Source organism: Phaeobacter gallaeciensis, from assembly GCF_001678945.1.
Classification (GTDB): Bacteria; Pseudomonadota; Alphaproteobacteria; order Rhodobacterales; family Rhodobacteraceae; genus Phycobacter; species Phycobacter gallaeciensis_A.
Genome location: NZ_CP015124.1, coordinates 1,063,481 through 1,089,738 on the forward strand (window position 1 = coordinate 1,063,481; position 26,258 = coordinate 1,089,738).

A 26,258-nucleotide genomic window follows, 5' to 3' on the forward strand; every position below is an offset into this window, starting at 1 on the left:
CGCGGTCAGCCGCGCAGTTTTTCAAATCGATAGGTCAGCGCCGGACCGCCGGGCTGCACATAGGCCAGCTCGACCGTCGCCATGGCAAAGGGTTCGACAAAACGCCCATTGCGCAGCCCCCCGGTTTCAAGCGGTTCAAACCCGATGTCCCGGATCAGCGTCCCCGCGATCTCCTTTGCCTCCGCATCATCACCATAGGTAAAGACCTGCGGCGAGGGCGTTTGTCCCTTGCGGTCAAACACAGGCCGGAAACTCTCGGACGGGATGGTGTTGAAACACGACACCCAGCGGGCTTTGGGCCGGGCCTTGGCCAGTTCTTCGGCGCCCGAGGACGTTGTGCCCACCACCAGCTCTGTGTTGCTGTCATTCAGCGGCACGCAGCAATTGAGCACGACCTTTCCCGCCAGATCTCCGGCCTGCTGCAGGGCATCGTCGATGCGTGACCAATGCACCGCAAGAAGCAGCACATCCGCTCCTGAGACCGCTTCGGCAACCGTGCCCGATGTTCCGCCGCAATCGCCTGCGAGACGCGCGAGCTTGGCAGTGCTGCGAGAATAGGAGAAACACACGTCATGACCACAGGCTGCCCAGAGTGCGCCAAGCTTGGCGCCCATAAGGCCGGAGCCGAGAATTCCGATCTTCATGCATCTCTCCTTCTGACTTTGCCGCCTTTCCCAAACCTTCATGCGGTCTTATTGCCCGCGATTTTCAAACACCTCTTTGGCAATGGGCATGGCCGAGAATACCTTTGGCCAGCCCGCGTAGAAGGCAAGGTGCGACAGCATGGCCCCAGCTTCCTCCTGCGAGAGACCATTGTCCATGGCGCGGTTCAGGTGAAAGGTCATCTGCTCGGGCTGACCTGCGGCGATCAAGGCGGCGACGGTCACAAGGCTGCGGTCGCGGGGGGCAAGATCCGGGCGCAGCCAGAGGTCCAGAAAAAGCACCTCGCGGGTGTTGTCGACAACACCGATACTGACGTCGCTATAAAGGCCACTGACAAGCTTTTCACGGGCGGCTTCGGCCTCTTCATTGAGCGGCAACAGATCCGGGGACACGGGCGGCAAGGCATCGATCGACACGCCGCGGGCGGCAAACACAGGCGCTGCGGCGTCGGACGCTGCGGTTGCATTGCCAAAACCAGTGTAGAAGGCCATGTGGGTGATCGTCTCGGACAACTCTGCCGGGGTCACGCCCGCGTCCAGTGCCAGCGCGACATAGCTGCCAAGATTTTCCGTTTCGTGACGTGTCACAAGCGCTGCGAATGTCAGCAGTGCACGGTCACGCGTCGACAGCGCCTCATTGGTCCATTCCGAGCCGAAGATCGTATCCGTGGCATAGGCTTCCAGCGCCGGGGAGACTTGCCCCACTGCATCGGGCAGCGTGGTTTTCACATCCTGGGCAAAGGCCGGGCTGGTCATCAGCGCAAAGGCAGAGGCGGCAATAGAGGTCTTCATCGGGATCTCCTGTTGGGTTGCTTCTGCCTAATGATGTGGCCCCTTTTCCCGAAAGCTTAATGCCCGTCCTGATCACCCCACTCATGATGCCATTTCATGAATGCCTAGCCTCATACCCTTCCTTTGGTCTCAGCCGCGTTCACGCAGAGCCTCCAGCACCACGCTGAACGCCGAGGACGGGCGTTGGCGGCTGGGGTAATAAAGGTGGAAGCCCGAAAAATAGGGAGAATAATCACCAAGGCACATCTGCAGCGCGCCACTGTCGAGACGCGACTGGGCAAGGCGTTCCGGGATGAGGGCAAGACCATGCCCATCCGTGGCCGCCTGCATCACTGGATTGACCGTGTTGAAACAGGCCTGACCTTTGACTTTGACGTTGATCTCGTTGCCGTCCTTGTCCTCAAACTCCCAGGCATAAAGCGCGCCGTGGGTGGAAAGACGCAGGTTGATACAGCGGTGATCGGACAGGTCCTGTGGCACCTGCGGTGTGCCCATTTCCTTGAAATACTCAGGGGCACCGACACAGACCATCCGCTCATCCGGGCCGATCCGCATGGCGATCATCCCCTCGCTGACCTGATCACCATAGCGCACCCCTGCATCGCATTGTGAAGCCGCCAGATCGGTATAGCCGTAGTCCATGACAAACTCGATATTCACCGAAGGATACTTCTTGAGCACCGGCGACAGCTTGGGCCACAGGATGCTTTCGATGGCGTATTCCACTGCCACGATCCGCACTGTCCCCGTTGGCTGATCCTGCGCGTCATTCAGCGCCTGCAGCCGGTTTTCGATCTTCTCGAAACAGGGGTTGAGCGTGGCAAGCAGGTCCTCTCCCTCGATGGTCGGGGCAACGCTGCGTGTGGTGCGGGTCAGAAGGCGCAAGCCCAGCCGCTGCTCCAGCCCCTTGATTGTATGGCTCAGCGCGGATTGCGACACGTTCAGCCGTGCCGCAGCCCGCGTGAAACTGCGCTCTTCCGCAACAGCAGCAAAGGCAATCAGGTCGTTGATGTTCTCGCGTATCATGAAAGGGGCCGGGATTTGTGTGTTGTTGCTCATGGTCGTTCTTCCACAATCTATGTCCGGCCTTCATGAAATCGATGATTAAGTTGCGCTTTAGTCCAGGTATTCCTGCTCCGTGACCTGGTCGCCCCAACTGACGGCCGAGCCCTCGACCACCGCCTGAATGGCGTAATGTGTCACCGATGTGCTGTCGCTCGCGCCGTGCCAGTGTTCAACACCGGGCGGGCACCAGACCACATCACCGGCCTTGATGACCTGCTTGTCCTGACCGCGCTCCTGGGTCCAGCCGGTGCCATGGGTAACGACCAGCATCTGCCCTGCCGGATGCGTATGCCAAGCAGAGCGGGCGCCGGGAAGAAACGTCACCTCGCCAGCGCTGACATTATTCATCTGGGGGCCGAATACAGGGGAGATATAGGCCGTACCGGTAAAGACCGTGCCGCTTCCAATTTGGCCGGGCCGGTCTTCGTGCCGGCTGATCTCCACGGATTGGGCAAAGGCGGTTGAGGCGGCGAGCATGAGCGCGGGGGCCGTGAGCATGAGTTTCATGGCATTTGTCCTTTTTGGTTGATCGCGTTGGATAGGACAAAAGGTAGAGAGCTCCGCCAGCCGGATCATGGGCCTGTTCTGCACAGCATTCATGATGGCTTCTCATGAATGCTGTGCAGCAGGCCGGGATTATCCAAGGCGGAGAATGGAGTATCTTGGTCCTGTACCTCGTAGCCAACCGTCCAAGGAGATCCCCATGTGTGAAGCCTGCAACCAAAAGGCCGAAATCCTGACCCGCGAGGGCGAAAGCCGCCGGTCCTTCCTTGGTGGCACCGCGGCCATGGCAACCGCCCCGCTCGCCGCTGCGGCCCTGTCCAGCGAGGCCAAGGCGCAGGAGGCCGCAAGCCCGCTTGGCGCCAGCAATGTACAAAGCTGGGCCGCCTTCGACACCAGCGGATCCTTTGCACCGCACACCATCCCTCGCCGTGCAGCCGGTCCAAAGGATGTGGTGGTCGAAATCCTGTACAGCTCGATCTGCCACTCGGACATCCACACCTACAAAGGCGACTGGGGGATGCCGACCTTTCCGCTGGTCCCTGGCCATGAAATGGTGGGCCGCGTCACCGGCGTCGGCGCCGAGGTGACCAAGTTCCGCGAAGGCGACATCGCAGGTGTAGGCACCATGGTCGACAGCTGCGGCGAATGTGCGAACTGTCTCGCTGATCGGGAACAAAATTGCCTGAATGGCACCACCTTCACCTACAACTCCCCAGACAAGATCTCGGGCGGGGTCACATATGGTGGTTACTCGAAGAAGATCGTCGTGAAAGAGGACTTTGCGCTTCGCATTCCGCCGGGAGTGGATCTCGCGGGTTTTGCGCCTCTGCTGTGCGCAGGTATCACGACTTTCTCGCCGCTCAACCACTGGGATTTGCAGCCCGGGCAGCGCTATGGCGTGATCGGCATGGGTGGTCTTGGCCACCTTGCGGTAAAGCTCGCCGCTGCAAAAGGTGCCGAGGTTGTCGTTTTCACCACATCCAAGGACAAGCTGGAGGACGCGAAATCCTTTGGTGCGTCCGAGGCTTATCTCTGGTCCGATGAAGACGCCATGCGCCGCCAGATGGGCAGTTTTGATCTTATGCTCTCCACGGTGCCGGTGGCCTACCCGATGCAACCATTCCTCAATATGCTCAAGCTCGACAAGACCCTGGTCAATGTTGGCGCGCTGTTCCCCATCGAAGGGGCGCATGGCATGATGATGGGGTTCGGCCGTCAAAGCCTGGCAGGTTCGATGACCGGTGGCATCGCCGAAACGCAGCGGGTCATTGATTTTGCCGCCCATCACGGCATCGCAGCGACCTATGAAATGATCACTCCTGATCAGATCGGCGCGGCTTGTGAAAAGGTCGTCAGAAAACAGGCCCGCTATCGCTATGTCATCGACATGACCAAGGCCTGATCATCATGGCCAAGGCGGGACACTCAATTACGCCTTGGTCGCATTTCAGGAAATCTGAGGAGGACAATGAACGTGAACTGGCTCAAAACTCCGGCTTTGGCACTGATGAGTGCGCTCGCGCTGTCCGCTCCCGTCGTGGCAGAAACATCTGGTACAGCGACACAGAAAGAAGGCACCATGACCAAAATCGAGTTCATATTTGGCGAAGACCGCCTCTCAGCAACGCTGGACGATACTGCTGCCGGACGGGATTTTGCGGCGATGCTGCCGCTTGAGCTGACCCTTACGGATTACCACGGGGTCGAAAAGGTCGCAGACTTGCCCCGCAAACTTGACACAACAGGCGCACCGGCAAGCTACAAGCCCGAAACCGGCGACATCACGTTATATGCGCCTTGGGGCAATCTGGCGATCTTCTACAAACCGTTCCAGAACTCCCGCGGCTTGGTGCGTCTCGGGGCGTTCGATGGCGATATCGCACCTTTGGTGCGTTCCGCCCCCTACACAGTCCGCTTAGAAATCGCCGACTGACACGATTGCCGGTCAGCAGGTTTCCAGCGGTCATCCAGTGGCACAGAAATGCGTCCCGACCGGCATGTCCTGCGCGGCATTTACTGTACTCCTTGTTCCTGTCCCGAGGACGCTGAACTGCAAGCGTCACCTAGTGAAACGGGGTGAGAAATCGAAGGTATAGGTACCCGGCGCCAGCGCCTTGGGAGCACGTGGGTACCGTGTTTTTTGCGCCGCCTGCAATGCGGCATGGTCCAGCGTCGAACTGCCTGAGCTGCGCACGACAGAGGCCCCGATCAGCCGTCCTTGGGTCGAAACTTTCAGGCGCACGCGGGCTTTGCCCTGATCGCCGCCACGCGGGCGCCGCATCTGGCGTTCAATCCTAGACAGGATGGCCGCACCCCAGCGGCGTTTCAGCTTGGCTTCCCGGGCAGCGTTTCCGGTGCTGGTCTCGTCGCCCCCATTGTCACCACGGGCGCTGCGCTGGCCGCTGCCTGCGGCCTGCTGGTTCACGGCCACCGAAGCCGCTGCCGGTTTTGCCTCTGCCGGAGCCTCAGCCGCTGGCGCCGGTTTGGGCGGCGGGGCTGGCGCAGGCGGTGCTGGAGCAACCGGCGGAGGCGCAGGCGGTGGGGGAGCAGGCGGCGGCGGTGGGGATGCGGGCTTTTCGGGTGCGGCCTCCGCCTGGGCCGCCGGGGCCAGCACGGCCGGAGCGGAGGTTGGAAGGTCCGGCACAGAGGACGGGCTGGCAGACGGGACGGGCTGCGGATTGGCGATTGGAACAGGCTGCACTACGGCCGACACCTGAGTGGTAATCTCCTGCGGGCGCCGCCATTTGGACACCTGCTGGGTCAGCTCAGCCGAGGCCGCCACCAACGTGATCTGACCGGTGCCGCCGCTGCCCTCTGCCTCTGTACCGCCATCTGAAAGCGCCACAAACGGCAGCGCGTGCAAAAGCGCCGCCGAGGCAAGACATGCCGGAAAGAGCGCGATACGGCTCATGATCCGGTTCCGGTCAATGTCACCGATGCGATGCCCGCCGCCCTGAGCCGGGCGATCAGCGCCGCGACTTCATGCGCCGGAACCTCGGCATCGGCCCGCAGGGTCAGCACCCCGATCTGCCCGGCTTGCGCCGTCACCGCAGCAATGGCGCCCTCGTCCTGCGCGCCCGCGAAATGCAGGCGGCCATCGGCGGCCATGAACAGCACGGCCTCGGGCGCCGAGGGATCACCGCTCTCCAGTTTCGGTGGCACCACCGCAAAGGGCGCGCGCGGGGCGATTTGCGAGGACAGGAGGAAGAAGATCAGCAGCAGAAACACCACGTTGATCATCGGCAGGATCGGCTCACCTGTCTCGCGCTTTTTCGGTGTGGAGAAATCCATGCCGCTCACTCCATGATCACAAGGCCGGTAAAGCCCGCATCAGTCAGAAGCACCGCAGCATCCATCAGCTGCTGGAGCGACGCTGTTTTGTCCGGTTGCAGTATGATGGCGTCCGACATCTCCTGCGTCAGCGAGATCAGCCGCGCCGCCAAGGCATCAGCTGCGACCGGAACTCCGTTCAGATGCAGCCCGTCCGCTGTGACCAGCACCAGCCGGGGCGGCCCCTGATAGACGGCTCCTGCCCCGCCCATAGTGAGCGGAACCACCCGGTCGCGGCCGAATTGCGAGGCCAGCATGAAGAACACCAACAGCAGGAACACCACGTCGATCATCGGCGCGAGGCTGATGCGCTTTTTCCGGCGCGGTGCTCCGAAGGCCAGTGTCATTGCGCGGCCTGCCGTTGTACCGGTCGGGCAGCGGCTGCGGTGAAGACGCGGGTGGCGGCATCCTCCATCCGGGCCTGTTCACGCTCGGCCAGCCCTTCGATCCAGGAGGCCAGCGCCGAGGCCGGGATCGCCACGGCCATGCCCGCAGCCGTGGTCAGCAGCGCCTCCCAGATGCCGCCAGCGAGCACGGAAGGATCCGCGCCACTGCCGCTTTCCTGCAGGGCCTGAAAGGCGCCGATCATGCCCAGAACGGTGCCCAAGAGGCCGACCAGAGGCGCAATCGCCGCGATCAGCTCCAGCGGGCGCAGACCATGACGCAAAGCGGCCAGCTCGGCCTTGGCGATGCGGGTGGTTTCCTTTTCTGCGGTTTCGGGACTGAACTCGGGCGTCAGCAGCGCCATCATCGCCGACCGGGTGACCCGGTCCAGCGGCGTGCGCCCGGGTGCGACAGGTACTGCCCCTCCGGCCCGCCATTGATCCAGCCATGTTTCGGATTGCGGCCTGCGCCAGACCCCGACCTGTGCCAGCCCGATCAGGCGCCACAGAAACAGGGCGAGTGTCAGAACCGACAGCGCGCCGATGACCCAGAGGGCGGGGCCGCCGCGGGCCATGAAATCGAAAAGAGGGGCAAAGGACATAGCAGCCTCCGTCAGTGGCCCGGAAGTCCCGGGTTGGTTTGCTCAGCGCCGCGGTCAAAACGCGCCGAATGGAAGTCTGCCGGACGGTCGTGACCCGGCCAGATGGTGCAGGCGCGGCCCGCCTGCGTCAACGCCGCTGTCGGCATATTCACGCGCTCAGGCATCGACCGCCCTCCGGGCGTTGGATGCCTTCCACTCCAGCGCGCCGGTGTGGACGGCCGTGTAGACAGCTTTGCCGATGGCTTCGCCGGTGGCCGTGTGCAGCCCGGCATAGGGATTTGCCCCGACAGGTGCAGCAACCGCGACGCAATCGGTGCCGGTGCCGGTTGCGGTTCCACCGCCCCCCGGCAGCTCAAACCCCGCATCCATCACGGCTGCGGTGCGGGCCTGAACCACGATGCTCAGCGCTTCGATCAGCCCGGCCTGCGTCAGCCCTTCGGAAAGGCGCAGCGCGACATTGATGGTGCCCCAGTCGCGGCGGGAGTAATCCACCCGGTTGCCGATCCGTTCACCGTTTGACAAGCCGACGGTGGCCACCGCTTGGGCCGAAATTCCCTCGACCGTGGCCAAGGCTTCGCAATAGTGCCGCACATCCCGTGAGGTGAGGAAAGCGACCGCGTCGCTGCCGCCGCTCTGTGCCAACTCGCCTGCGAACCATTCGGTGACATCCAGATCGCGCGGCAGGTCGCTGTTCCTGACCTCGCGCCACAGGATGCGGCGAGCGGTGACAAATCCGGGCCGGTTCACCGCCCAGCTCAGCACCTGCATCTCGGCGCCGAGATCAAACTCGATCCATGGGCGCTGCAGGGTGACCGCGCCCATCACAGCACCTCCAGCGGCTGGAATATCGGGCCCTGCGCTGTGGTCTCGTGCCAGACCGAGATGCCAAAGGCGCGCGCCATCAGATCGGGCGTCAGCACCTCGGCGGGCCGACCATCGGCCATGATACCGCCCTCGGCCAGCAGGATCAGCCGCGTACAGTGACGAGCAGCCAGTCCCAGATCGTGCAGGGACACCAGCGCCGCGCGCCCTTCGGCGGCGAGGCTGGCAAAGACCTCCATGGTGGAGATCTGATGCGAGGGATCCAGCCCGGCAGAGGGCTCATCCGCCATCAGGAGTGGCGTATCCTGAGCCAGCGCCCGGGCGATCAATGCGCGGGCCTGCTCGCCGCCTGACAGGCGCGATGCGGCGCGCTTGCGGAACGAGTCCAGCCCCATGCGAGAGATTGCCTGATCCACCAGAGCCTGATCGGCGGCTGGCAGTCGCCGCCCCTGCGGCAAATGCGGCAGACGGCCCAGCGCCACAAGTCGCTCCACCGGGATCGGCCAGGCGATCTCGCGCGATTGCGGCATCCAGGCCACTGTGTGGGCTCTTTCAGAAGCATTCATTGTGGCCAGCGAACTGCTGCCCGTAGCCGGGATGAGCCCCAGCGCGGCCCGCATCAGGCTGGTTTTCCCGGCGCCATTCGGACCCAGCAGGCCGACGAACTCACCCTTGCCAATCTCAAAGGACACATCGCGCAGCACCGGACGGTCGCGCAGGGTTACAGAAAGGTTCCGGACCGAAAGCACGCTCATGCCAGCCCCTTCCGCGTCTTGTAGATCAAGTGCAGGAACAGGGGTGCGCCAACCAGCGCGGTGACCACGCCCAGCTTGAGATCGCGGGTGGGCAGGATCAGCCGCACGGCAATATCCGCCAGTTGCAACATGATGGCGCCGCCAAGGGCCGAGGCCCAGAGCAGCCGCGAGGGCTGCCCGTCGACGAACGGACGCAGAATATGCGGCACCACAAGCCCGACAAAGCCGATGGCGCCCGCAACTGCCGTGGTGCCACCGGCAATGCTTGCAGTGCCGACGACCAGCAGCCAGCGCAGCTGCCTCAGGTTCACGCCCATGGTCTGGGCAGCATCCTCGCCCAGAGTCAGCGCATCCAGCCCGCGCCCCAGCGGCAGCAGGATCACCATCCCGGCCAGAACAAAGGGCAGCGCCAGCCAGACATGCTGCATCGAGCGGTCCGACAGCGACCCCATCATCCAGAAGACGATCTCATTAGCAGCAAAGGGATTGGGCGAGAGGTTCAGAACCAGCGAGGTCAGCGCCCCTGCCATTGCCGAAATGGCGATACCCGCAAGGATCAGCGTCAGTGATCCCCCATGCTGCCCGGCCAGCGCCATCACCAGAAACACACCGCCCAGAGCGCCAGCCAGCGCCGACAGCGGCAGGCCCAGCGTGGCGGTGGCAGCGAGGCCGGTGTTGATTGCCAATACCGCCCCCAGCGCCGCCGAGGAGGACACACCGATCAGCCCCGGCTCGGCCAGCGGGTTGCGCAGGTAGCCTTGCATCGCCGCGCCCGCCAGCCCCAGCCCGGCGCCGATGACCGCGGCCAGGATTGCCCGCGGCAGTCGGATTTCGCGCATCACAAGGCTGAGCGGGCCATAGCCATCGTCAAACAGGGCCGCCAGGCTTTCGCCCACACCGACATCTGCAGGCCCCACCGTCAGGGAGATCAGGAACAGTGCCAGCACCGCCGCCGAGAGGCACAGCATGAGCCGGGTCATTGGCGGGCCTCACGTTCCATGAAGGCGCGGCGCTCTGCCGCCAGTGTCTCTACCGCGCGCAACACATGCGGTGTCGGGCAGATCCAGTCGGCATTGCGGATTTCCCCGGCGCCGCTGCGCCCGGCCAGCATGCGCACCAGCGGATGTTTCAGGATTTCCTCGCTGCGGGAATTGCGCGGATAGGCGGTGGTGCCGACCAGCAGATCCGGCTCTGACAGCACCAGCAGCTCCAGCGGCAGCTGGCCGGAATGGGAATAGCCCAGTTCATCGGCGATGTTGCGAAATCCTGCCGCCTCCAGGATTTTCCCGGCCAGCGTCTGGCTGCCTGCAGTATATCCGTTGGCCGCATAAAGCGCGGCGCGCGGGCGGTTGTCCGGGGCATCCGCCCGCAGAAACTCCAGCTGCTGGTCAAAATCCGCCAGCAACCGGCGCGCGGCTTCCTGACGGCCCAGCGCCTCACCTACCTCAACGATGCGGGTTCGGACATCCTCCAGCGAAAAGGCTGGCCCGAATTCCGCCACCGGCACGGCAAGGCGGCGCAGCATATCCATCGTTGCAGGCGCCGAAGATGCGCCAGCGATCACCAGATCCGGCTTCAGCAGGTAGATTTCTTCCGCCAGCCCGTGATTGACCGGATAGGCCTGCGCCTCTTCGGCCATGGCCGAGGCCCGCGGATCCCGGGCGACGAAGGAAATCGAGATCAGCTGTCCCGGCGCGGCCAGCATCATCGCCATCTGATCCACGCAGAGATTCATCGTAACAACGCGCGACGGCCCGGCAAAGGCTCCGGTGGCGGCCCAGAAAAGGGCCAGGGCTATACCGGGCAGCCAGCGCATCGATCAGAAGGAGGCCCGGACGCCGATATAGGCGGCGCGGCCGCGTTTCGCGTAGCCCCAGACGTCCGAGTATTCCTCGTCAAACAGATTGGTGACACGTCCGGTCAGGACCACATTCGGGTTCAGCTCATACTGGGCCGAGACATCGACGGTGGTGTAATCCGGCAGCTCGGCCGTGGCATAGGTGCCAAAGAACTGGCTGTCCCAGTTGCCTGCCACATGGCGGACATCCGCAGTGATGGAGCCGCGACCATTGAAAGTGTCGAGCGTGGCGCTCAGCAGCAGTTCGTGTTCGGGGCGGCGCACCTCGACCGTACCATTGGGGTTGGTGGCATCCAGATAGGTGTAGGACAGACGGAGATCGAGGTTTTCAGTGGCCTCAAGGCTGGCCGCCAGTTCGACACCTTTGCGCTCGCTGTCTCCGGCCTGATTGCGGAAGGAGAAGGTGGTCGCATTCACCATATAGGCTTCGATCTCACCCGTCAGCGTCTCGTCGAAATAGGTTACATCAACCAGCCCGCGCCCCTGCAGGAACGGCACCTCGACACCCAGATCAAAGCTGCGGTTTTCTTCGGGCTGCAGGTTCTGATTGCCCAGATAGGTGGTGGCACCAAAGGTGCTGTTGGCAAAGAGCTCAAAATAGGTCGGGTTCACGATACCGGTGCCGGCCGAGCCATGCAGCCGTACACCGCTGCCCGCAAAGGTATAGGACGCACTGGCGTTCCAGCTGGTGGCATCTTCGAAGGCATTGTTGTTGTCGCGGCGCAAACCCAACTGCAGATCCAGACCATTGGCAAAGCTGCCACGGTATTCCAGCGCGATCGAATTGGTCTTGCGCGCAAAGGCCGGGTTGGAACGGCTGGAATCCTCTTCCCATTCCAGAATGGCGTTCAGCAGGTGATCTGTCAGCTCTACCGACTGGCCATCAAGGCCAAAGCTCAGCAGGTATTTCGCCGCTTCCGTCTTTGTCTCGGTCAGGGCGCCGCCGTTGTAGGATTGGTCAAAATCCGTACGCTCGTAAGACAGACGATGTTTCAGGCGTCCACCCAACGTGTCGAGCTCGGCAAAGATCTGAGCCAGCTGTTCATCGCGGTCGCTGAACTGGGTGGGATCATCCACCACATAGCTGGCCGCATCGGTGGCGGTGAAGGAGGTGCTGTCGCTGTCGAAACGCTCTTCCGAGGCACGCAGGTTGATGCCCAGCTTCAGCCGCTCGGTGACAAGGTAGTCGCCTTTCACCTGCGCGGTGTTGCGGCGGATGCCATCCTCTTCGCCGCCGCTGCCGGAGAAGTCGTAGCCATCGTCATTATCATGGGCGAGGTTGAGCGAAATGCCTCCGCGTTCGGTCCGGGACGACACCCGCGCCGAGGCCCGGTAGCCGTCCGAGCCGACTTCGGCGCTGCCACCGTATTCGGTGCCGATGCCGCCACTCTTGGTGATGATGTTGATCACACCCGCCGAGGCGTTGGATCCGTAGAACACCGATTGCGGACCGCGCAGCACCTCGATCCGCTCGATATTGGCGGTATCAAGGCCAGACAGGATATAGTCGCTGTCGCCGCCCGAGGCCTCGATGCCGTCGATCAGGATCAGCGTGTGGTTGGCTTCGGCGCCACGAATGCGGACCTGTGTAAAGCTGTCACCTGCACCGGTGACCATCAGACCAGGAACCGAGCGCAGCGCATCCTGAACCGTGGTGATGCCGCGCTGTTCGATCTCTTCGCTGGTCACGACCGAAACCGAGCGACCGTATTTCTGCGCCTCGACAGGGGTAAAACCACCGGAGACGATGAGTTCGCCCAGATCGATGATCTCCGCCTCCTGGGCGGTTGCCAGTGCCGGGGGGATGGCCATCAGGGTGGCGGCCAGGGACAAGCTTACCTTGTGCATCGTTTCAGTTCTCCCAGCCTGCACATTCGGTGCAGGAAAAGTGGCTGCCCATAAGCGGGCAACATGTACAAATCATCGGTCCTTGGAAGGCAGTGCTTCCACAGACAGTTCAATTGCCACCACTACGGAAGTCCGTTGTCCCCGGCGCGCCCCGCACCCGGACTGGGTGATCCTTCTGGCAGGTCTCCTGACTCGCGGGTCGCAGCTTTGCCGCGCCTTCCCGCCCCCTCTTGGGGCAGTGGCATATCGCAGCATTGCTCTCCGCTCACAGTTGCGGGGGCAGTCATGGTTTTGACGTCTTGTTCCGACGCCTTACCATGTTCCCTTTTACCCGGATGGTATTCCCAGCCGGACCAGAATGGCCGGACTTAGGCAAACTGGATTTACTCTGTCAAGAAGGAGTAGACGCCGCCAAGGATGGAGTTTTCAAACAATGCACCGCGCACACCAGCAACAATCGCCTGAAATCAACTGCTAAGTGATGGTTTCAATGCTGCAAACGCAATGCTGTGCCGCATCGACCGCAACCTTTGCGCAGGCGATATTCCACGCTACGGCATGGTTCCCCGTTCCGATCTCCACCGAATCCAATGGCTGGGGTCGTGGCTGTCCCCCCTGCCCCGCATCACGGACAGATTTCCCCTGGCAATGCCCCTGCGGTGGCAACGCGCCTCTTCCGCATCCCGGCGGAGCTATGGCGTTTCCATCTTCGCCCAAGCGTTCCAGTACGAGACCGCGCATGAACGCCCAGATCTTCGCAAAGGTCTGTCGCGGGCACAGGCTCAGTCCGGCGGCCGGTTACAGGCTCCGGTTCAAACACGACGGAAAACCAGCTTGCGCGGCAGTCTATTTCATTGATGCTGCACTGACGGGCAGCTTGCTCGACGCCTTCATTTCTTTCAATGATAGGTTGGACCGAATGCTGGTGACACCGGGTAGCCGCCTCAGAGTGCTGTCGACGAAACCACTGTAATCATCGAGATCACGGGCAACCACGATCAGCAGGAAATCATCCGCGCCGGTCGTGTTGTGGCAAGCCAGGATGTTCGGTGTCGTCTCAACGATGCGCTGAAATTCTGCCGTCGCGGCTTGATCATGCTCGGAACAGCGCAACTGGACGAAGGCCATAACGCCGAGGCCGAGCTTTCGACGGCTCAGATTGGCTTGATAACCTTCGATGATGCCGCTTTCTTCAAGACGTTTGAGCCGCCTCCAACAGGGGGTCTCGCTCATCCCCAGATGCTCGGACAACTTGGCATTGGTCATGCGGCCATCCTCCTGCAACAGGGTCAAGATCTCGGCATTGACGGCGTCGATGTCAGGCATGGGTAGATATCTTTCAATAATGACGATTCCATAGGGAATTCCACTCCAGATTTGCGCAATATGGGGAGGATTGGCAAAGGTATTTCCCTCATCCAGACTATGATCTCGTCCAAAATACTCTTCAGCGAAAGATCCTGCCATGAAAGCCGTCCTTTTCGAAAAATTCCAAAGCGCGCCAAAGCTGGTTACCGTGGACGACCCGACGCCAGAGCCGCATGGCGTTGTCCTCAGGGTTGCGGCCACCGGCGTCTGCCGCAGCGACTGGCATGGCTGGATGGGACACGACAGCGACATCGACTTGCCGCATGTGCCTGGCCACGAGTTAGCTGGCGTCGTCGAGGCCGTTGGGAATGACGTCACAAAATGGAAGGTCGGCGACAGGGTCACCGTGCCATTCATCTGTGGGTGCGGCAGCTGTTCCGAATGCCATTCCGGCAACCAGCAGGTCTGCCTGCAGCAGGAACAGCCGGGTTTTACCCACTGGGGATCCTTTGCGGAATACGTAGGCATTCATCAGGCCGATCTGAACCTTGTCGCCCTACCCGAGACCATGAATTTTGCCACTGCCGCGAGCCTTGGTTGCCGCTTTGCAACCTCATTTCGGGCGGTGGTAGATCAAGGGAAGGTCAGCGCAGGACAATGGGTGGCTGTGCATGGTTGCGGCGGCGTAGGCCTGTCCGCCGTGATGATCGCCTCGGCTTGTGGGGCCAACGTGATCGGCGTGGACCTTGATCCAGCTAAGTTGACGCTGGCGAAGGAGCTTGGCGCCGTGACGGTGCTAAACGGTAGGGAGGCCGACGTGCCGGAGGCCATCCGGGAGATCACCCGCGGAGGTGCCCACGTCTCTCTCGATGCACTTGGTCACCCGTCAACTATGACCAATTCAATCCTCTGCCTGCGGCCGCGGGGCAAGCATGTGCAAGTGGGTCTGATGCTGGGTGAGCACGCGGCACCGACCGTTCCAATGCCAAAGATCGTCGGGCAGGAAATCGAATTGCTTGGTTCACACGGGATGCAGGCACATCGCTACGGCGCGATGCTTGACCTCGTCGCCAGCGGCAAGCTGGATCCGGCACGACTGGTCGGAGAGCAGATCAGCCTTGCCGATGCCCCTCAGGCCTTGATGGAGATGGATAAATTCCGCTCCGTGGGTGCAACTGTCATAACCCGCTTTTGAGCCATGGAGAAAATCGCATTCATCGGAAATGACACCTTGGCCTGCGTTATCGCTGACGGTCAAAGGCGATATGCCAACGGAAAAATCGCCCGGCGCGTGACGCAGCCCAACATGACGCCCCATGTGGCTGAAAAGGTAATGACTGACGACCGAGGCGGCACGATGATGCCCCGTGCGATCACAGCATGCCATAGTCGTACCGTCGAACTGGGAAAGGGTGAATAATGTTTGAGCAGGTGGAAGAATACCCTGTAGATCCAATCATGATCGGGGCAGAGTATTTCGCTCAGGACCCGCGGCAGGACAAGCTGAACTTGACGGTTGGCATCTATCAGGACGCGCAGGGACAGACGCCGGTCTTGAAGGCCGTCAAGCAGGCAGAACAGCGGCTGGTCGAAAGCCAGACCAGCAAGTCCTACCTCGCGCTCACGGGCGATGTGGAGTATTGCGCGGTACTCGGCCACGAGATCATGGGCGACGCCTACAGCAGCGACTGGATCGCGGCGCAAACCTCCGGCGGTGCGGTTGCCCTGCGGGTGATCGCAGATCTTCTGGCTCAAATGCCCAAAAAACCCACGGTCTGGCTGCAATCTCCGACCTACGGCAACTATGTCCCGATTCTCTCCGCGGCGCAGGCGAACTTCCGATCCCTGCCCTATTACGATTCGATCCGCAGCGAGCTCACTTTTGACGAAATGCTCGACGGGCTCAGGGCCGCCAGCCCCGGCGATGTCTTCCTGATGCAAGGCGCCTGTCACAACCCGACCGGAGCGGATATGACATCAGAGCAAATCGCAGCTCTGCTCGACATCCTGGAAGAGCGCGGCATTGTGCCGTGGATCGACCTCGCCTACCTCGGGTTCGCCCGCAGTTTCGATGCAGACTGCGACCTCGCTCGACAAATTGCGAAACGGTTTCCCGAGTGCATTGTCTGCATCACCCTGTCCAAGTCGTTTGGCCTTTATCGTGATCGCGCCGGGGCACTTTTTGTCAAAACACGCACCCTAGATCGCAATCTCGTTAAACGGGCTGTCACCGCAATCGTCCGCTCGGGGGCATCACACGCGCCCGACCATGGCTGCTCTGTTGTTCGCACCATCCTGCAAGACCCCAAGCTCAAGGCGCTCTGGCAGGATGAACTCGAACAGATGCGGGATCGTGTGGCACAGATGCGAGAGACGATCGTCAAAGCGGAACAAGATACCTATGGCACAGGAACCCTCACGTTTCTCGGTCGGCAGAAGGGGATGTTCTCTTTGTTGCCGCTGACCAAATCCCAGGAAGTCGCGCTAACCCGCGACCATGGCATTCACGTCGTACAAGGCGGGCGCATCAATGTCGCACGGCTACGTGATCAGGACGTCCTGTGGCTGGTCCGTGCGGTCCAAAATGTCATGGCTGACTGAAACTCACTAGGAATGGTGTCGATTGTACCACGCCATCTTGGTCTGACGGTCACGCTGTATCTTCCTAGTGGTGCTGGTCGGACGCTTGCCGCGTCAATTGCAGGGACTATCGAAAGCGTGAACAGGACGGGCGCCAAACGGCGCCCGTCCAAAAGCAAGTTATGTTGTTCGCTTATCCCCAGAGGGTGAAGGTATCCCCGCTCAGGTCCCACTCTCCGGGCGACACCAGCACATCTTCCAGCAGGACGCTGCTTTCGTGGCTGGTACCCGCTTCTGCGGTAAGCAGTGTATCTGCTCCGCTCTGCGTGACGCTGACAGACAGGTCGCCAAGGCCCCATCCCTTGATTTCAAGCGTATCGCCGACCTCAAAATCGGTGACGACATCCGAACCGAAGTCGAATGTATCAACCCCGTTGCTGTAGAGATCGAACTGGAAATGATCGGCGCCGGATCCGCCGGTGATCACGTCGTTGCCATCGTCACCGAAGAGCTGATCCGCACCGCTTCCGCCAATCAGGCTGTCATCACCCGATCCGCCGAACAGGAGATCCCCAGACTCGCCCGCAACCAGCGTGTCATTGCCAGCATGGCCATAGAGCTGATCAACACCACCATCGCTGCCGACAATATAGTCATCGGTTGCAACACTATATCTGTCCCCGACGATGGAGAAGCTCCCGTCGAAAGTCCCGTCCTGCGGAAGAAACGAGCTGTGCAGGTGATAGTTCTGCAGCGTCACCGTGCTCTCATAGGAGGTGCCCGCCCCAAGGGTCAGGATCGTGTCGTTGCCCACGTGCTCGAGCGAGATCGTCACGGCAGCATCCGGACCAAAGCTGTTCAGCTGCAGCACATCGCCGTCATTGAACCCCTCGATCACGTCATGGCCGGAGCTGGTGCCTTCGCCGTTTGCGTCCGCAGGCACCACGTCAATGTAGTAGGTATCGGCCCCCTCGCCGCCACGCAGCGTGTCATTGCCCCATTCACCGAAAAGCAGATCCGAGCCGCTTCCGCCAATCAGGCTGTCATCGCCCAATCCGCCGAACAGGAGATCCCCAGATTCGCCTGCAACCAGCGTGTCATTGCCAGCATTGCCATAGAGCTGATCAACACCACCGTCGCTGCCGACAAGATAGTCATCGGTTGCAACACTATAGCTGTCCCCGACGATGGAGAAGCTCCCGTCGAACGTCCCGTCCTGCGGAAGAAACGAGCTGTGCAGGTGATAGTTCTGCAGCGTTACCGTGCTCTCATAGGAGGTGCCCGCCCCAAGGGTCAGGATCGTGTCGTTGCCCACGTGCTCAAGCGAGATCGTCACGGCAGCACCCGGACCAAAGCTGTTCAGCTGCAGCACATCGCCGTCATTGAACCCCTCGATCACATCCTGGCCGGAACTGGTGCCTTCGCCGTTTGCGTCCGCAGGCACCACGTCAATGTAGTAGGTATCGGCCCCCTCGCCGCCACGCAGCGTGTCATTGCCCCATTCACCGAAGAGCAGATCCGAGCCGCTTCCGCCAATCAGGCTGTCATCGCCCAATCCGCCGAACAGGAGATCCCCAGATTCGCCTGCAACCAGCGTGTCATTGCCAGCATTGCCATAGAGCTGATCAACACCACCATCGCTGCCGACAATATAGTCATCGGTTGCAACACTATAGCTGTCCCCGACGATGGAGAAGCTGCCGTCGAACGTCCCGTCCTGCGGCAGAAACGAGCTGTGCAGGTGATAGTTCTGCAGCGTTACCGTGCTCTCATAGGAGGTGCCCGCCCCAAGGGTCAGGATCGTGTCGTTGCCCACGTGCTCAAGCGAGATCGTCACGGCAGCACCCGGACCAAAGCTGTTCAGCTGCAGCACATCGCCGTCATTGAACCCCTCGATCACATCCTGGCCGGAACTGGTGCCTTCGCCGTTTGCGTCCGCAGGCACCACGTCAATGTAGTAGGTATCGGCCCCCTCGCCGCCACGCAGCGTGTCATTGCCCCATTCACCGAAGAGCAGATCCGAGCCGCTTCCGCCAATCAGGCTGTCATCGCCCAATCCGCCGAACAGGAGATCCCCAGATTCGCCCGCAACCAGCGTGTCATTGCCAGCATGGCCATAGAGCTGATCAACACCACCGTCGCTGCCGACAATATAGTCATCGGTTGCAACACTATAGCTGTCCCCGACGATGGAGAAGCTGCCATCGAACGTCCCGTCCTGCGGAAGAAACGAGCTGTGCAGGTGATAGTTCTGCAGCGTCACCGTGCTCTCATAGGAGGTGCCCGCCCCAAGGGTCAGGATCGTGTCGTTGCCCACGTGCTCGAGCGAGATCGTCACGGCAGCACTCGGACCAAAGCTGTTCAGCTGCAGCACATCGCCGTCATTGAACCCCTCGATCACGTCCTGGCCGGAGCTGGAGCCTTCGCCGTTTGCGTCCGCAGGCACCACGTCAATGTAGTAGGTATCGGCCCCCTCGCCGCCACGCAGCGTGTCATTGCCCCATTCACCGAAGAGCAGATCCGAGCCGCTTCCGCCGATCAGGCTGTCATCGCCCGATCCGCCGAACAGGAGATCCCCAGATTCGCCCGCAACCAGCGTGTCATTGCCAGCATGGCCATAGAGCTGATCAACACCACCATCGCTGCCGACAATATAGTCATCGGTTGCAACACTATAGCTGTCCCCGACGATGGAGAAGCTGCCATCGAACGTCCCGTCCTGCGGCAGAAACGAGCTGTGCAGGTGATAGTTCTGCAGCGTTACCGTGCTCTCATAGGAGGTGCCCGCCCCAAGGGTCAGGATCGTGTCGTTGCCCACGTGCTCAAGCGAGATCGTCACGGCAGCACCCGGACCAAAGCTGTTCAGCTGCAGCACATCGCCGTCAGAGAAATCCGTAATGACTTCGGCGCCAAACCCGTCGTAGTCCATACCGTTCCAGAGAAGATCCGCCTGGAAGGTGTCATTCCCGGCTCCGCCCGTCAGCGTATCGTTTCCTCCGGCGCCGTTAAGGGTATCGTCAAACAATGACCCTTGGACTAGGTTGTCACCTTCGTCTCCAAACGCTGTGCCGCCAGCAGAAGGTGCGTTTACGGTGTTGGGTGATGTCATTAGTATCTCCAGAATTTAACATTTTGCAATCCAGGGTTGAACAGCCCAAATATTAACAAATAGTTAAATCCCAAGCGCGTGCGTTAATATTCTCCGTTAGCGCTGCGCTCGATGCGATTAATTAAATGTAAAGTGAGGTTATCTTTGCATTAGGAATGCTCTGGTCAAGACGCGCATTGCGACAGTGTGTAACGCGTTCATTCATGTTGATCGCACAGGCGTTTTGTCTTTCCGCACTTGGTCAATGCAGCGGGATAAGTCAAAGCACTGCGCTTCGGGATGTCATGATCCCACATTGCAATGAGTACTGCCTCCCGCCGTTCTTCCGGTACCGTCAGGTTCGGCCTCCCTCTCGCGGCAATGGCGGGTCGGTAGCCTCCTTTCCCAGCAGGTCTTTCAAAACGACGTTGTCGAGCACTGTGTCTGCCTCATCTAACTGATCCAAATTGACTTTCACGGGCGTCCATCGCATCGCCAGATCCATCGACTTTTCACTTGATGCGTCCTGCGCAAAGCTGACCTTCAAGCCAAACGCACGTGTCCTTGCTCAGTGTCGCTGATCCGAAGGTCCGCTTCCAGAAAACCCAGCATGATCTATTGCGCCTGCAGCAGAACCTTCGCTGAACCTCGCATGCAGGTCGTGGATGGGCGGGCTGACGCAATCCGGCGAAAAAGTCTGCCCGGTTTTATCTGCGATCGGGCAGCCGCGCCGCCGCACGTCCGATCTGCCCCTGCAGCGGACATGCTACGATCTCTCATTAAGAAAAAGCAGCCGTCTTGTCGACAAAACCAATGAAATCGAGCTTCCTGGAAGTATTACAAAAACAACCCTAGGAAGTTCGAAAGCCCGCAGATTGCACGCATGTTCGCACTTCAGGACAAGGCTGCGGAACCGGCATTCCTTTCGAGAAGATCCTGCACCAGAGCATTCGGAAACCGCCGTCGCTGGGTGATGGCGAAAAAGGTTTCCTTGATCCGGGGATGTTCTTTGGCCTCGACAAGCCGACCCGAGGTCAATTCGTCTTTCACGACGATCGGTGCGACCAGCGCCAACCCGATGTTTTCCCGGGCCAGAAGACGCATCATCGCCATATCGTCGACCTCGGCGGCGATCTGCGGCCGCACGGATAACCGGCTGGCCATCGCGTCAAATGCGGTGCGTACGCTGCTGTCGGTGGTTGGTAGGATGAACGGTTGCTCGGCGAGCAAATCGCGGATCGGTCGATCCGGATCAAGCCGCTCGGGCGCGCCGACGATGCTGACCTCCTGCTCTCCGATCTGATGGGTTTCGTAAGGCGTCAGGCTGTCGTCGGGGGGTGGGCGGTTCATCAGCACCAGGTCCAGGTTGAGCGTTCCCAACCCCTCAAGCAGTTCGGTCGGACTGCCCGACCGCAGAATGACCTCGACGTCCAGACGTGACAGGATCGGCCTCAGGAAACCGATCTGAAAGTTGCGCGACAGGGTTGCAAGCGCGCCGACGCGCAGCGCCTTGCGATCCCGCACCGTGCCTTCAAGGGTCGCGACAAGTTCCTGTCCCGTCGAGAAAATTGCATCCGCGTGATCCAGCGCGATCCGCCCAGCTTCGGTCAGGTGCAATTGTCGCCCGCGCCGGTCGAACAGAGCGTGCCCAAGCCGTTCTTCCAATTGCTTGATCTGAACTGACAGAGCGGATTGCGAGAGGTTCAGCCGCTGCGCCGTACGCGTCAGGTTTCCGTCGTGCGCGACGGCCCAAAAGTAGCGGAGATGGTGATAGTTCAACGGCATTCGTTAGATTTTATAGAACGCAAAATGAAAAACAATGAATTTTTACTATCAGGCGGTCTCCCCTAAGCCATTGCGAAAGGTCGCTGACCGCGAATTTCAAAGGAGGCCGATGATGGCTTATCTGTTTTTTCCCCTTCTGAGCCCGCTCGTCCTGCTGGTGGCCGCGTTCTATGCGGCGCGCCATCCCGGGAAACGCCCCGGACGAGTGCCTGCCCTGACCGAGGCCGCTTCATTCGCCGCATTCGCGATGGCGGCCGTGGCTGCAACGCTCCTTGTGGTCAAAGGCTCCGGCACCTCGGCCCTGATCGGGTTATTCGGTGTTGGACTGTCGGTGCGGCTCGATGCGGTGAGCGCGGTGATGCTGGTTCTGGTCAGCTTCATCGGCTGGATCGTGCTGCGCTATTCCAGGACTTACATGGACGGTGAGGATCGGCAAGGCGCCTTCACGGGCTGGATGTCTGCGACATTGGCCGCCGTCCTGCTGCTGGTCATGTCCGGCAATCTCTTTCAGATGTTCGCGGCCTGGACGCTGACCAGCCTGTCGCTAAACCGGTTGCTGCTGTTTTATCCCGAACGCGCTACAGCACAGCGCGCCGCCCGAAAGAAAGCCATCGTCGCACGGTTGAGCGAGGGCGCGTTGGCCGGTGCCGTAATCCTGCTGATCGCTGCAACCGGGACCACTGATATCGAAACGCTTCTTACCAGCGCTGAGGCCGATTGGCTGACTATGGGAGCAGCTCTCCTGCTTGCCCTGTCGGCCGTATTGGCCTCGGCGCAATTCCCGATACACGGATGGCTGACCGAGGTGATGGAGGCGCCCACGCCGGTCTCTGCCCTGCTGCATGCGGGCGTCATCAATGCGGGCGGCTTCCTGTTGATCCGCTTTGCCGACGTGATGCTGCTGGCCCCGGGTGTCATGGCGCTCCTCGTCATGCTCGGAGGGTTCACCGCACTGTTTGGTGGTCTGGTGATGCTGACCCAACCGGCGGTCAAGACCTCGCTGGCCTGGTCGACCATCGCGCAGATGGCTTTCATGATCATGCAATGCGGCCTGGCGCTGTTCCCGCTGGCTCTCCTGCATATCGTGGCGCATTCGCTCTACAAGGCGCATGCCTTCCTCAGTTCCGGTGAGGCAGTGCGCAATGTCGCGGCAATCGCCCGCCCCGGACCAATTGCGGTTCCGAGCGCCCGCAACGTCGTGCAAGCCTTTGTCATTGCCATCGCGATCTATGGTCTGGTTGGCACGGTTATTGGGTTTGACGGCAAGTCGGTTCAGGCCATCGCCCTGGGCGTCATCCTGATCTTCGGTGTCGCCTACTTGCTGGCGCAGGGCTTTGCCGATGCGGCGCCGCGCGCGCTGACGCAGCGCATCGTTGTCTACGCGCTGGTGACGTCGGTGAGCTATTTCGCCCTTCAGGTTATCGCCCAGTCTCTGACCGCTGGCAGCCTGCCTCCGACCCCAAACCCCGGCCCGCTGGAATGGGCTCTGATCCTGCTCGCTCTGATCAGTTTCGGAGTGGTCGCTGTGGCACAGGCGACCTTCCCCCTGTGGGCATCGCACCCGGCCGCAACAGGTCTGCGCGTGCACCTGACCAACGGCCTTTATGCCAATGCAATCTTCGACAAGCTTCTGGACGGATGGTCCAAGCGGTCTGCAGCCTGAAAGGAACCGACCTCATGTTTGCCAAACTCGAGACCTACCCCGCCGCCCTGCTGGAGCTCGTCGCAGAGGCCAACACGACTGCCAAGGCGATCCCGCCGTTGTTCCCTCTATCTGCCAATGTCGCAGTGAACCCGTTTCTGGGTCAGAGCGATGAGCCGCTTGCAGTCACCGCCGCGCGTCTCGCGCGGGTCGGTGGCGCCCGGGCGATCCCACCACGTACGCATTGGGCAGGCAAAATCAACGCGGGCGAAATTTGCGACACAGATCTGAAGGAGGCATTGGCTTCGATCCAAGGCCAGTTCAACGTGCCAAGCCTGCAGGAGCTGAAAGCGTCTCTCAACGATGAGAGCCCCGCGCCCGAAGCCCTTCCTACCGTGGCAGAACTGGCAGCGGATGTCTCCGGCATCGACTGGCCCGGGCTAATTGACAACCGCATCGGCGTTTGGGCCGCCAGTCACTTCGATCAGGGGCAGGCTCTCTGGAAACAGGCAGGCAGCGGCGGCCCCTTCAGGGCTTGGCGCGACTTCGCCTCGCGCGATCTGACGCCCGAGATTCAGGGTCTTACGGGCTTTTGCACTTTTGTTGCTGACACCAACCGTTCGCATTGGCGCGCTATTGGCCGCGCTTCGGAAAGGCTTGGCGTCACCACTGCTGCTGCGCCCACCGCGTTCCACCGCTGGCTGATGACGCTGGGCGGATGGGCGCAATACGGGCGCTATCTGTTGTGGCAGGCGGAGCTGGAAGGCACAGCAGACAGCAGCGTGACCGAACTTCTGGCCATCCGGATGGTCTTCGACGAAGCTCTGTTCGACCTCTACGAAGACCAGATTGCAGCACGTTGGGCAGATGTGGTCGCGGCCCATCAGAGCCCAGTTACTCCGCCCCGGGATCTTGTCATCGATGCAGTGCTGCAGGACGCCGCAGAACGGGCCGAGCAGCGCGTGCTGGCCGACAGGCTGTCCTGCGGGACAGCGCGCAAGGGCGAGGCGCGCCCGGACGTGCAGGCGGCCTTCTGTATCGATGTGCGTTCGGAAGTCTTCCGCCGCGCATTGGAAGCGCAGGATGAAAGCATCGAGACGATCGGCTTTGCCGGTTTCTTTGGCCTGGCCAGCGCCCATAAGGCCGCCGGATCGGATGTGACCGAATTCCGCGGTCCGGTTCTCTTGCAGCCGGGGCTGAATTCACAGGCGGCCGAACCCGAAACGGCCAACCTGAGCCGCCGCTACGGCGCCAGGGCCAAACGCGCCTGGGGCCGCTTCAAGCTGGCCGCAGTGTCCTCCTTCGCCTTTGTCGAGGCATCGGGGCCGCTCTACGCGGGCAAGCTTGTTCGGGATGCTCTCGGTTTCGGCAATAAAACCACGGAAGACCCTGTGCCGGAGATGGACCCCGCGCTCAATCTCGAAACCCGTGTAGGAATGGCAAAATCGGTGCTGACCGCCATGTCTCTCACGGATGAATTTGCGCCGATCGTATTGCTGGTTGGCCACGGCGCCGATGTCACCAACAACCCTCATCAAAGCGCCCTGCAGTGTGGCGCTTGTGGCGGTCACGCCGGGGACGTGAATGCCCGCCTGCTGGCGAGCCTGTTGAATGATCAGGACGTCCGGACCGGGCTGCGTGACAGCGGGATCAATATCCCTTCGGATACGGCATTCCTGCCCGCGCTGCACCATACGACCACCGACAAAGTGACCCTGTTTGAACAGGATCTGCCGCCGGAAACGCCCATTGACCTCACCCAGCTGAAGGCCTGGCTTGCCGCCGCCGGAGCGCTCACCCGGGCGGAGCGTTCCCAGCGCCTGCCGCGCGCCGCAGGCGCAGCGCATGTCGCGCAGCGGGCCCGGGACTGGGCCGAAACCCGCCCCGAATGGGGCCTGGCCGGATGCCGTGCCTTTGTAGCCGCGCCGCGCCACCGCACCGATGGGGCAGACCTGTCCGGGCAGGCTTTCCTGCATAATTACGACTGGCGGCGGGATGATGGCTTTGGCGTGCTTGAATTGATCCTGACGGCGCCCGTCGTGGTCGCCAGTTGGATCAGCCTTCAGTATTACGGTTCAACCGTGGCGCAGGGCTTGTTCGGTGGCGGCAACAAACTGCTCCACAACGTAGTGGGCGGTATCGGCGTTCTGGAAGGCAACACGGGCGCCCTGCGCCCGGGTCTGCCGTGGCAGTCAGTGCATGACGGTGACGGCTTTCAACACGATCCGCTACGCTTGTCGGTAATCGTGGAGGCTCCGCGCGAAGCCATGTCCGAGATCCTGCGGCGCCATCCCGGCGTCCGGGCCTTGTTTGACAATGGCTGGCTGCACCTCATCGCAATGGATGACGAAGGCAAGCTGGCTTGGCGCTATTGCGGCGACTTGGAATGGTCACGCTTCAAGGATCAATCCGCCGACGCGCGCGCAATAGCAGCGGAATAGTCCGTTTCCCCCCGCCTGGAAATAGCTTTGGCGCACCTTCGTTCTGCTTCATGCAGAATGAAGGTGCCTCGCATTGGTTCTTATCGGTAATTTCAGGGGGCTAAGACGCTATAGGTACAGAGATGCAGCGGGCCAATAACCTCCCTGCACGCAATTTCATCCACTTTGCCCCGCTGAACAGCCCATCTGACATGTTCCAAGGCCGCATGTGCGACGAAGGGCGCTTTTTTGATGCCGCCACGCGGCGAATAGGCCCGGCTTCAACCGGCTGAAAGGCTGAGTTTGCAAATGACGCTGTATGCGCCAAAGTTACCCCGGCGCACGGATCCGGGTCGCCCCTCGTGCCGATGTCCGCATTGTCGCAGCTGAAGTTGCGCGGTTGCGATTTACACCGGTTCTGCTATCGACCTTTGATATGAAGGTAATGCACTCCATCTGGTGGCTCCGCACGCTGGCCGTGCTGCTGACGGTTGCCTTGGCAACGTCGGGTTTTGCGCATCGCTTTGCAACACCGGAACAGCAGGCTGCACTGGATTATGCCCAAACCTATGGGCTGGACATCTCGTCGATCTGTGGAGATTTCGAGGATGCCGACAGCACGCAAACCTGTGACGCCTGCCGACTGCATTCGGCTATCTCCCTGCCAGAGCCAGCTGTTGCCCTCATCCTTGCCGAATTGTCTTGTGATCCGGCAGATTGGGTGCCGCAGCCACCTGTTCTGAACGCCCTCACCGCCGAAGCAGCACGCCCGGCACGAGCGCCTCCGACCGTCTGAATTTTCCCGACCTATTGG

At 61.2% G+C, this 26,258-nt stretch carries 24 protein-coding genes and 1 riboswitch; of the genes, 7 read left to right on the forward strand and 17 right to left on the reverse strand.

Annotated elements, in window-relative coordinates:
* Positions 1-5: 5 nt before the first annotated feature.
* From JL2886_RS05105 to JL2886_RS05120, 4 genes are all read right to left on the reverse strand, one after another.
* Entirely contained in the window at positions 6-644 is a 639-nt protein-coding gene (locus tag JL2886_RS05105; protein WP_065271028.1) for an NADPH-dependent F420 reductase, read from the reverse strand.
* Between the two features lie 48 nt (positions 645-692).
* On the reverse strand, positions 693-1,454 hold the full coding sequence (locus tag JL2886_RS05110; RefSeq protein WP_065271029.1) for a carboxymuconolactone decarboxylase family protein: 762 nt from the start codon (positions 1,452-1,454) through the stop codon (positions 693-695).
* Between the two features lie 129 nt (positions 1,455-1,583).
* Positions 1,584-2,513: a LysR family transcriptional regulator gene (locus tag JL2886_RS05115; protein ID WP_237028424.1), complete on the reverse strand. Its 930-nt coding sequence runs from the start codon at positions 2,511-2,513 to the stop codon at positions 1,584-1,586.
* A gap of 57 nt (positions 2,514-2,570) precedes the next feature.
* Positions 2,571-3,026 (reverse strand): cupin domain-containing protein, encoded by a 456-nt coding sequence (locus tag JL2886_RS05120; protein ID WP_065271030.1) that lies wholly within the window; start codon positions 3,024-3,026, stop codon positions 2,571-2,573.
* Between the two features lie 196 nt (positions 3,027-3,222).
* Between JL2886_RS05120 and JL2886_RS05125 the strand changes: the two genes are divergently transcribed.
* Positions 3,223-4,425, forward strand: a complete 1,203-nt coding sequence (locus JL2886_RS05125) for an NAD(P)-dependent alcohol dehydrogenase (protein ID WP_082996003.1) — start codon at positions 3,223-3,225, stop codon at positions 4,423-4,425.
* A 66-nt stretch (positions 4,426-4,491) separates the two neighbouring features.
* Complete coding sequence (locus JL2886_RS05130) at positions 4,492-4,956, forward strand: cyclophilin-like fold protein (protein ID WP_065271031.1); 465 nt, start codon at positions 4,492-4,494, stop codon at positions 4,954-4,956.
* A 126-nt stretch (positions 4,957-5,082) separates the two neighbouring features.
* Here the strand turns inward: JL2886_RS05130 and JL2886_RS19800 are convergent, their stop codons facing one another.
* From JL2886_RS19800 to JL2886_RS05180, 11 genes are all read right to left on the reverse strand, one after another.
* On the reverse strand, positions 5,083-5,934 hold the full coding sequence (locus tag JL2886_RS19800) for an energy transducer TonB family protein (protein ID WP_065271032.1): 852 nt from the start codon (positions 5,932-5,934) through the stop codon (positions 5,083-5,085).
* Positions 5,931-6,314, reverse strand: coding sequence for a biopolymer transporter ExbD (locus JL2886_RS05140; RefSeq protein WP_065271033.1), 384 nt, complete (start codon positions 6,312-6,314; stop codon positions 5,931-5,933). Before JL2886_RS05140 ends, JL2886_RS19800 begins: the two co-directional genes overlap by 4 nt.
* A 5-nt stretch (positions 6,315-6,319) precedes the next feature.
* Entirely contained in the window at positions 6,320-6,700 is a 381-nt protein-coding gene (locus tag JL2886_RS05145; RefSeq protein ID WP_065271034.1) for an ExbD/TolR family protein, read from the reverse strand.
* A complete protein-coding gene (locus JL2886_RS05150; RefSeq protein WP_065271035.1) occupies positions 6,697-7,338 on the reverse strand; it encodes a MotA/TolQ/ExbB proton channel family protein in 642 nt (213 codons plus the stop codon). The genes JL2886_RS05145 and JL2886_RS05150 overlap by 4 nt, the downstream gene beginning before the upstream one ends.
* Positions 7,339-7,349: 11 nt before the next feature.
* A complete protein-coding gene (locus JL2886_RS19340; RefSeq protein ID WP_156767913.1) occupies positions 7,350-7,502 on the reverse strand; it encodes a hypothetical protein in 153 nt (50 codons plus the stop codon).
* Positions 7,495-8,160, reverse strand: a complete 666-nt coding sequence (locus tag JL2886_RS05155) for an adenosylcobinamide amidohydrolase (RefSeq protein WP_065271036.1) — start codon at positions 8,158-8,160, stop codon at positions 7,495-7,497. The genes JL2886_RS19340 and JL2886_RS05155 overlap by 8 nt, the downstream gene beginning before the upstream one ends.
* Positions 8,160-8,915 (reverse strand): ABC transporter ATP-binding protein, encoded by a 756-nt coding sequence (locus JL2886_RS05160; RefSeq protein ID WP_065271037.1) that lies wholly within the window; start codon positions 8,913-8,915, stop codon positions 8,160-8,162. Before JL2886_RS05160 ends, JL2886_RS05155 begins: the two co-directional genes overlap by 1 nt.
* The gene (locus JL2886_RS05165) at positions 8,912-9,895 is read right to left on the reverse strand and encodes a FecCD family ABC transporter permease (protein ID WP_065271038.1); all 984 of its coding nucleotides are present in this window, start codon (positions 9,893-9,895) and stop codon (positions 8,912-8,914) included. The genes JL2886_RS05160 and JL2886_RS05165 overlap by 4 nt, the downstream gene beginning before the upstream one ends.
* Positions 9,892-10,731: an ABC transporter substrate-binding protein gene (locus JL2886_RS05170; protein ID WP_065271039.1), complete on the reverse strand. Its 840-nt coding sequence runs from the start codon at positions 10,729-10,731 to the stop codon at positions 9,892-9,894. The genes JL2886_RS05165 and JL2886_RS05170 overlap by 4 nt, the downstream gene beginning before the upstream one ends.
* A gap of 3 nt (positions 10,732-10,734) precedes the next feature.
* Positions 10,735-12,621, reverse strand: a complete 1,887-nt coding sequence (locus JL2886_RS05175; protein WP_065271040.1) for a TonB-dependent receptor plug domain-containing protein — start codon at positions 12,619-12,621, stop codon at positions 10,735-10,737.
* A gap of 159 nt (positions 12,622-12,780) precedes the next feature.
* Positions 12,781-12,994: riboswitch (cobalamin riboswitch) on the reverse strand.
* Positions 12,995-13,467: 473 nt separating this feature from the next.
* Positions 13,468-14,088 carry an Lrp/AsnC family transcriptional regulator gene (locus JL2886_RS05180; protein ID WP_237028425.1) on the reverse strand — a complete coding sequence of 207 codons (621 nt, stop codon included), beginning with the start codon at positions 14,086-14,088 and terminating at the stop codon, positions 13,468-13,470.
* Between JL2886_RS05180 and JL2886_RS05185 the strand changes: the two genes are divergently transcribed.
* Both JL2886_RS05185 and JL2886_RS05195 read left to right on the forward strand, forming a co-directional pair.
* Positions 14,087-15,124, forward strand: a complete 1,038-nt coding sequence (locus JL2886_RS05185; protein WP_065271042.1) for a zinc-dependent alcohol dehydrogenase family protein — start codon at positions 14,087-14,089, stop codon at positions 15,122-15,124. The two genes, JL2886_RS05180 and JL2886_RS05185, sit on opposite strands and share 2 nt — an antisense overlap.
* A 224-nt stretch (positions 15,125-15,348) precedes the next feature.
* Complete coding sequence (locus JL2886_RS05195; protein ID WP_065271044.1) at positions 15,349-16,530, forward strand: aromatic amino acid transaminase; 1,182 nt, start codon at positions 15,349-15,351, stop codon at positions 16,528-16,530.
* Positions 16,531-16,702: 172 nt separating this feature from the next.
* On the opposite strand, the gene JL2886_RS19805 is transcribed toward JL2886_RS05195, so the two are convergent.
* Entirely contained in the window at positions 16,703-19,618 is a 2,916-nt protein-coding gene (locus JL2886_RS19805) for a beta strand repeat-containing protein (protein ID WP_261340601.1), read from the reverse strand.
* A gap of 873 nt (positions 19,619-20,491) precedes the next feature.
* A complete protein-coding gene (locus JL2886_RS05205; protein ID WP_065271046.1) occupies positions 20,492-21,382 on the reverse strand; it encodes a LysR family transcriptional regulator in 891 nt (296 codons plus the stop codon).
* A gap of 112 nt (positions 21,383-21,494) precedes the next feature.
* Between JL2886_RS05205 and JL2886_RS05210 the strand changes: the two genes are divergently transcribed.
* From JL2886_RS05210 to JL2886_RS05220, 3 genes are all read left to right on the forward strand, one after another.
* Entirely contained in the window at positions 21,495-23,045 is a 1,551-nt protein-coding gene (locus JL2886_RS05210; RefSeq protein WP_065273541.1) for a proton-conducting transporter membrane subunit, read from the forward strand.
* 14 nt (positions 23,046-23,059) lie between these two features.
* Positions 23,060-25,465: a YbcC family protein gene (locus JL2886_RS05215; RefSeq protein ID WP_065273542.1), complete on the forward strand. Its 2,406-nt coding sequence runs from the start codon at positions 23,060-23,062 to the stop codon at positions 25,463-25,465.
* A gap of 298 nt (positions 25,466-25,763) precedes the next feature.
* Complete coding sequence (locus tag JL2886_RS05220; protein ID WP_237028426.1) at positions 25,764-26,240, forward strand: polyketide synthase; 477 nt, start codon at positions 25,764-25,766, stop codon at positions 26,238-26,240.
* Positions 26,241-26,258 lie beyond the last annotated feature (18 nt).

Excerpts from the sequence above, each read along its gene's own strand:
- JL2886_RS05105 (WP_065271028.1), bottom strand. The coding sequence starts at position 644 with ATGAAGATCGGAATTCTCGGCTCCGGCCTTATGGGCGCCAAGCTTGGC.
- JL2886_RS05110 (WP_065271029.1), bottom strand. The coding sequence starts at position 1,454 with ATGAAGACCTCTATTGCCGCCTCTGCCTTTGCGCTGATGACCAGCCCG.
- JL2886_RS05115 (WP_237028424.1), bottom strand. The coding sequence starts at position 2,513 with ATGAGCAACAACACACAAATCCCGGCCCCTTTCATGATACGCGAGAAC.
- JL2886_RS05120 (WP_065271030.1), bottom strand. The coding sequence starts at position 3,026 with ATGAAACTCATGCTCACGGCCCCCGCGCTCATGCTCGCCGCCTCAACC.
- JL2886_RS05125 (WP_082996003.1), top strand. The coding sequence starts at position 3,223 with ATGTGTGAAGCCTGCAACCAAAAGGCCGAAATCCTGACCCGCGAGGGC.
- JL2886_RS05130 (WP_065271031.1), top strand. The coding sequence starts at position 4,492 with ATGAACGTGAACTGGCTCAAAACTCCGGCTTTGGCACTGATGAGTGCG.
- JL2886_RS19800 (WP_065271032.1), bottom strand. The coding sequence starts at position 5,934 with ATGAGCCGTATCGCGCTCTTTCCGGCATGTCTTGCCTCGGCGGCGCTT.
- JL2886_RS05140 (WP_065271033.1), bottom strand. The coding sequence starts at position 6,314 with ATGGATTTCTCCACACCGAAAAAGCGCGAGACAGGTGAGCCGATCCTG.
- JL2886_RS05145 (WP_065271034.1), bottom strand. The coding sequence starts at position 6,700 with ATGACACTGGCCTTCGGAGCACCGCGCCGGAAAAAGCGCATCAGCCTC.
- JL2886_RS05150 (WP_065271035.1), bottom strand. The coding sequence starts at position 7,338 with ATGTCCTTTGCCCCTCTTTTCGATTTCATGGCCCGCGGCGGCCCCGCC.
- JL2886_RS19340 (WP_156767913.1), bottom strand. The coding sequence starts at position 7,502 with ATGCCTGAGCGCGTGAATATGCCGACAGCGGCGTTGACGCAGGCGGGC.
- JL2886_RS05155 (WP_065271036.1), bottom strand. The coding sequence starts at position 8,160 with ATGGGCGCGGTCACCCTGCAGCGCCCATGGATCGAGTTTGATCTCGGC.
- JL2886_RS05160 (WP_065271037.1), bottom strand. The coding sequence starts at position 8,915 with ATGAGCGTGCTTTCGGTCCGGAACCTTTCTGTAACCCTGCGCGACCGT.
- JL2886_RS05165 (WP_065271038.1), bottom strand. The coding sequence starts at position 9,895 with ATGACCCGGCTCATGCTGTGCCTCTCGGCGGCGGTGCTGGCACTGTTC.
- JL2886_RS05170 (WP_065271039.1), bottom strand. The coding sequence starts at position 10,731 with ATGCGCTGGCTGCCCGGTATAGCCCTGGCCCTTTTCTGGGCCGCCACC.
- JL2886_RS05175 (WP_065271040.1), bottom strand. The coding sequence starts at position 12,621 with ATGCACAAGGTAAGCTTGTCCCTGGCCGCCACCCTGATGGCCATCCCC.
- JL2886_RS05185 (WP_065271042.1), top strand. The coding sequence starts at position 14,087 with ATGAAAGCCGTCCTTTTCGAAAAATTCCAAAGCGCGCCAAAGCTGGTT.
- JL2886_RS05180 (WP_237028425.1), bottom strand. The coding sequence starts at position 14,088 with ATGGCAGGATCTTTCGCTGAAGAGTATTTTGGACGAGATCATAGTCTG.
- JL2886_RS05195 (WP_065271044.1), top strand. The coding sequence starts at position 15,349 with ATGTTTGAGCAGGTGGAAGAATACCCTGTAGATCCAATCATGATCGGG.
- JL2886_RS19805 (WP_261340601.1), bottom strand. The coding sequence starts at position 19,618 with ATGACATCACCCAACACCGTAAACGCACCTTCTGCTGGCGGCACAGCG.
- JL2886_RS05205 (WP_065271046.1), bottom strand. The coding sequence starts at position 21,382 with ATGCCGTTGAACTATCACCATCTCCGCTACTTTTGGGCCGTCGCGCAC.
- JL2886_RS05210 (WP_065273541.1), top strand. The coding sequence starts at position 21,495 with ATGGCTTATCTGTTTTTTCCCCTTCTGAGCCCGCTCGTCCTGCTGGTG.
- JL2886_RS05215 (WP_065273542.1), top strand. The coding sequence starts at position 23,060 with ATGTTTGCCAAACTCGAGACCTACCCCGCCGCCCTGCTGGAGCTCGTC.
- JL2886_RS05220 (WP_237028426.1), top strand. The coding sequence starts at position 25,764 with ATGCGCCAAAGTTACCCCGGCGCACGGATCCGGGTCGCCCCTCGTGCC.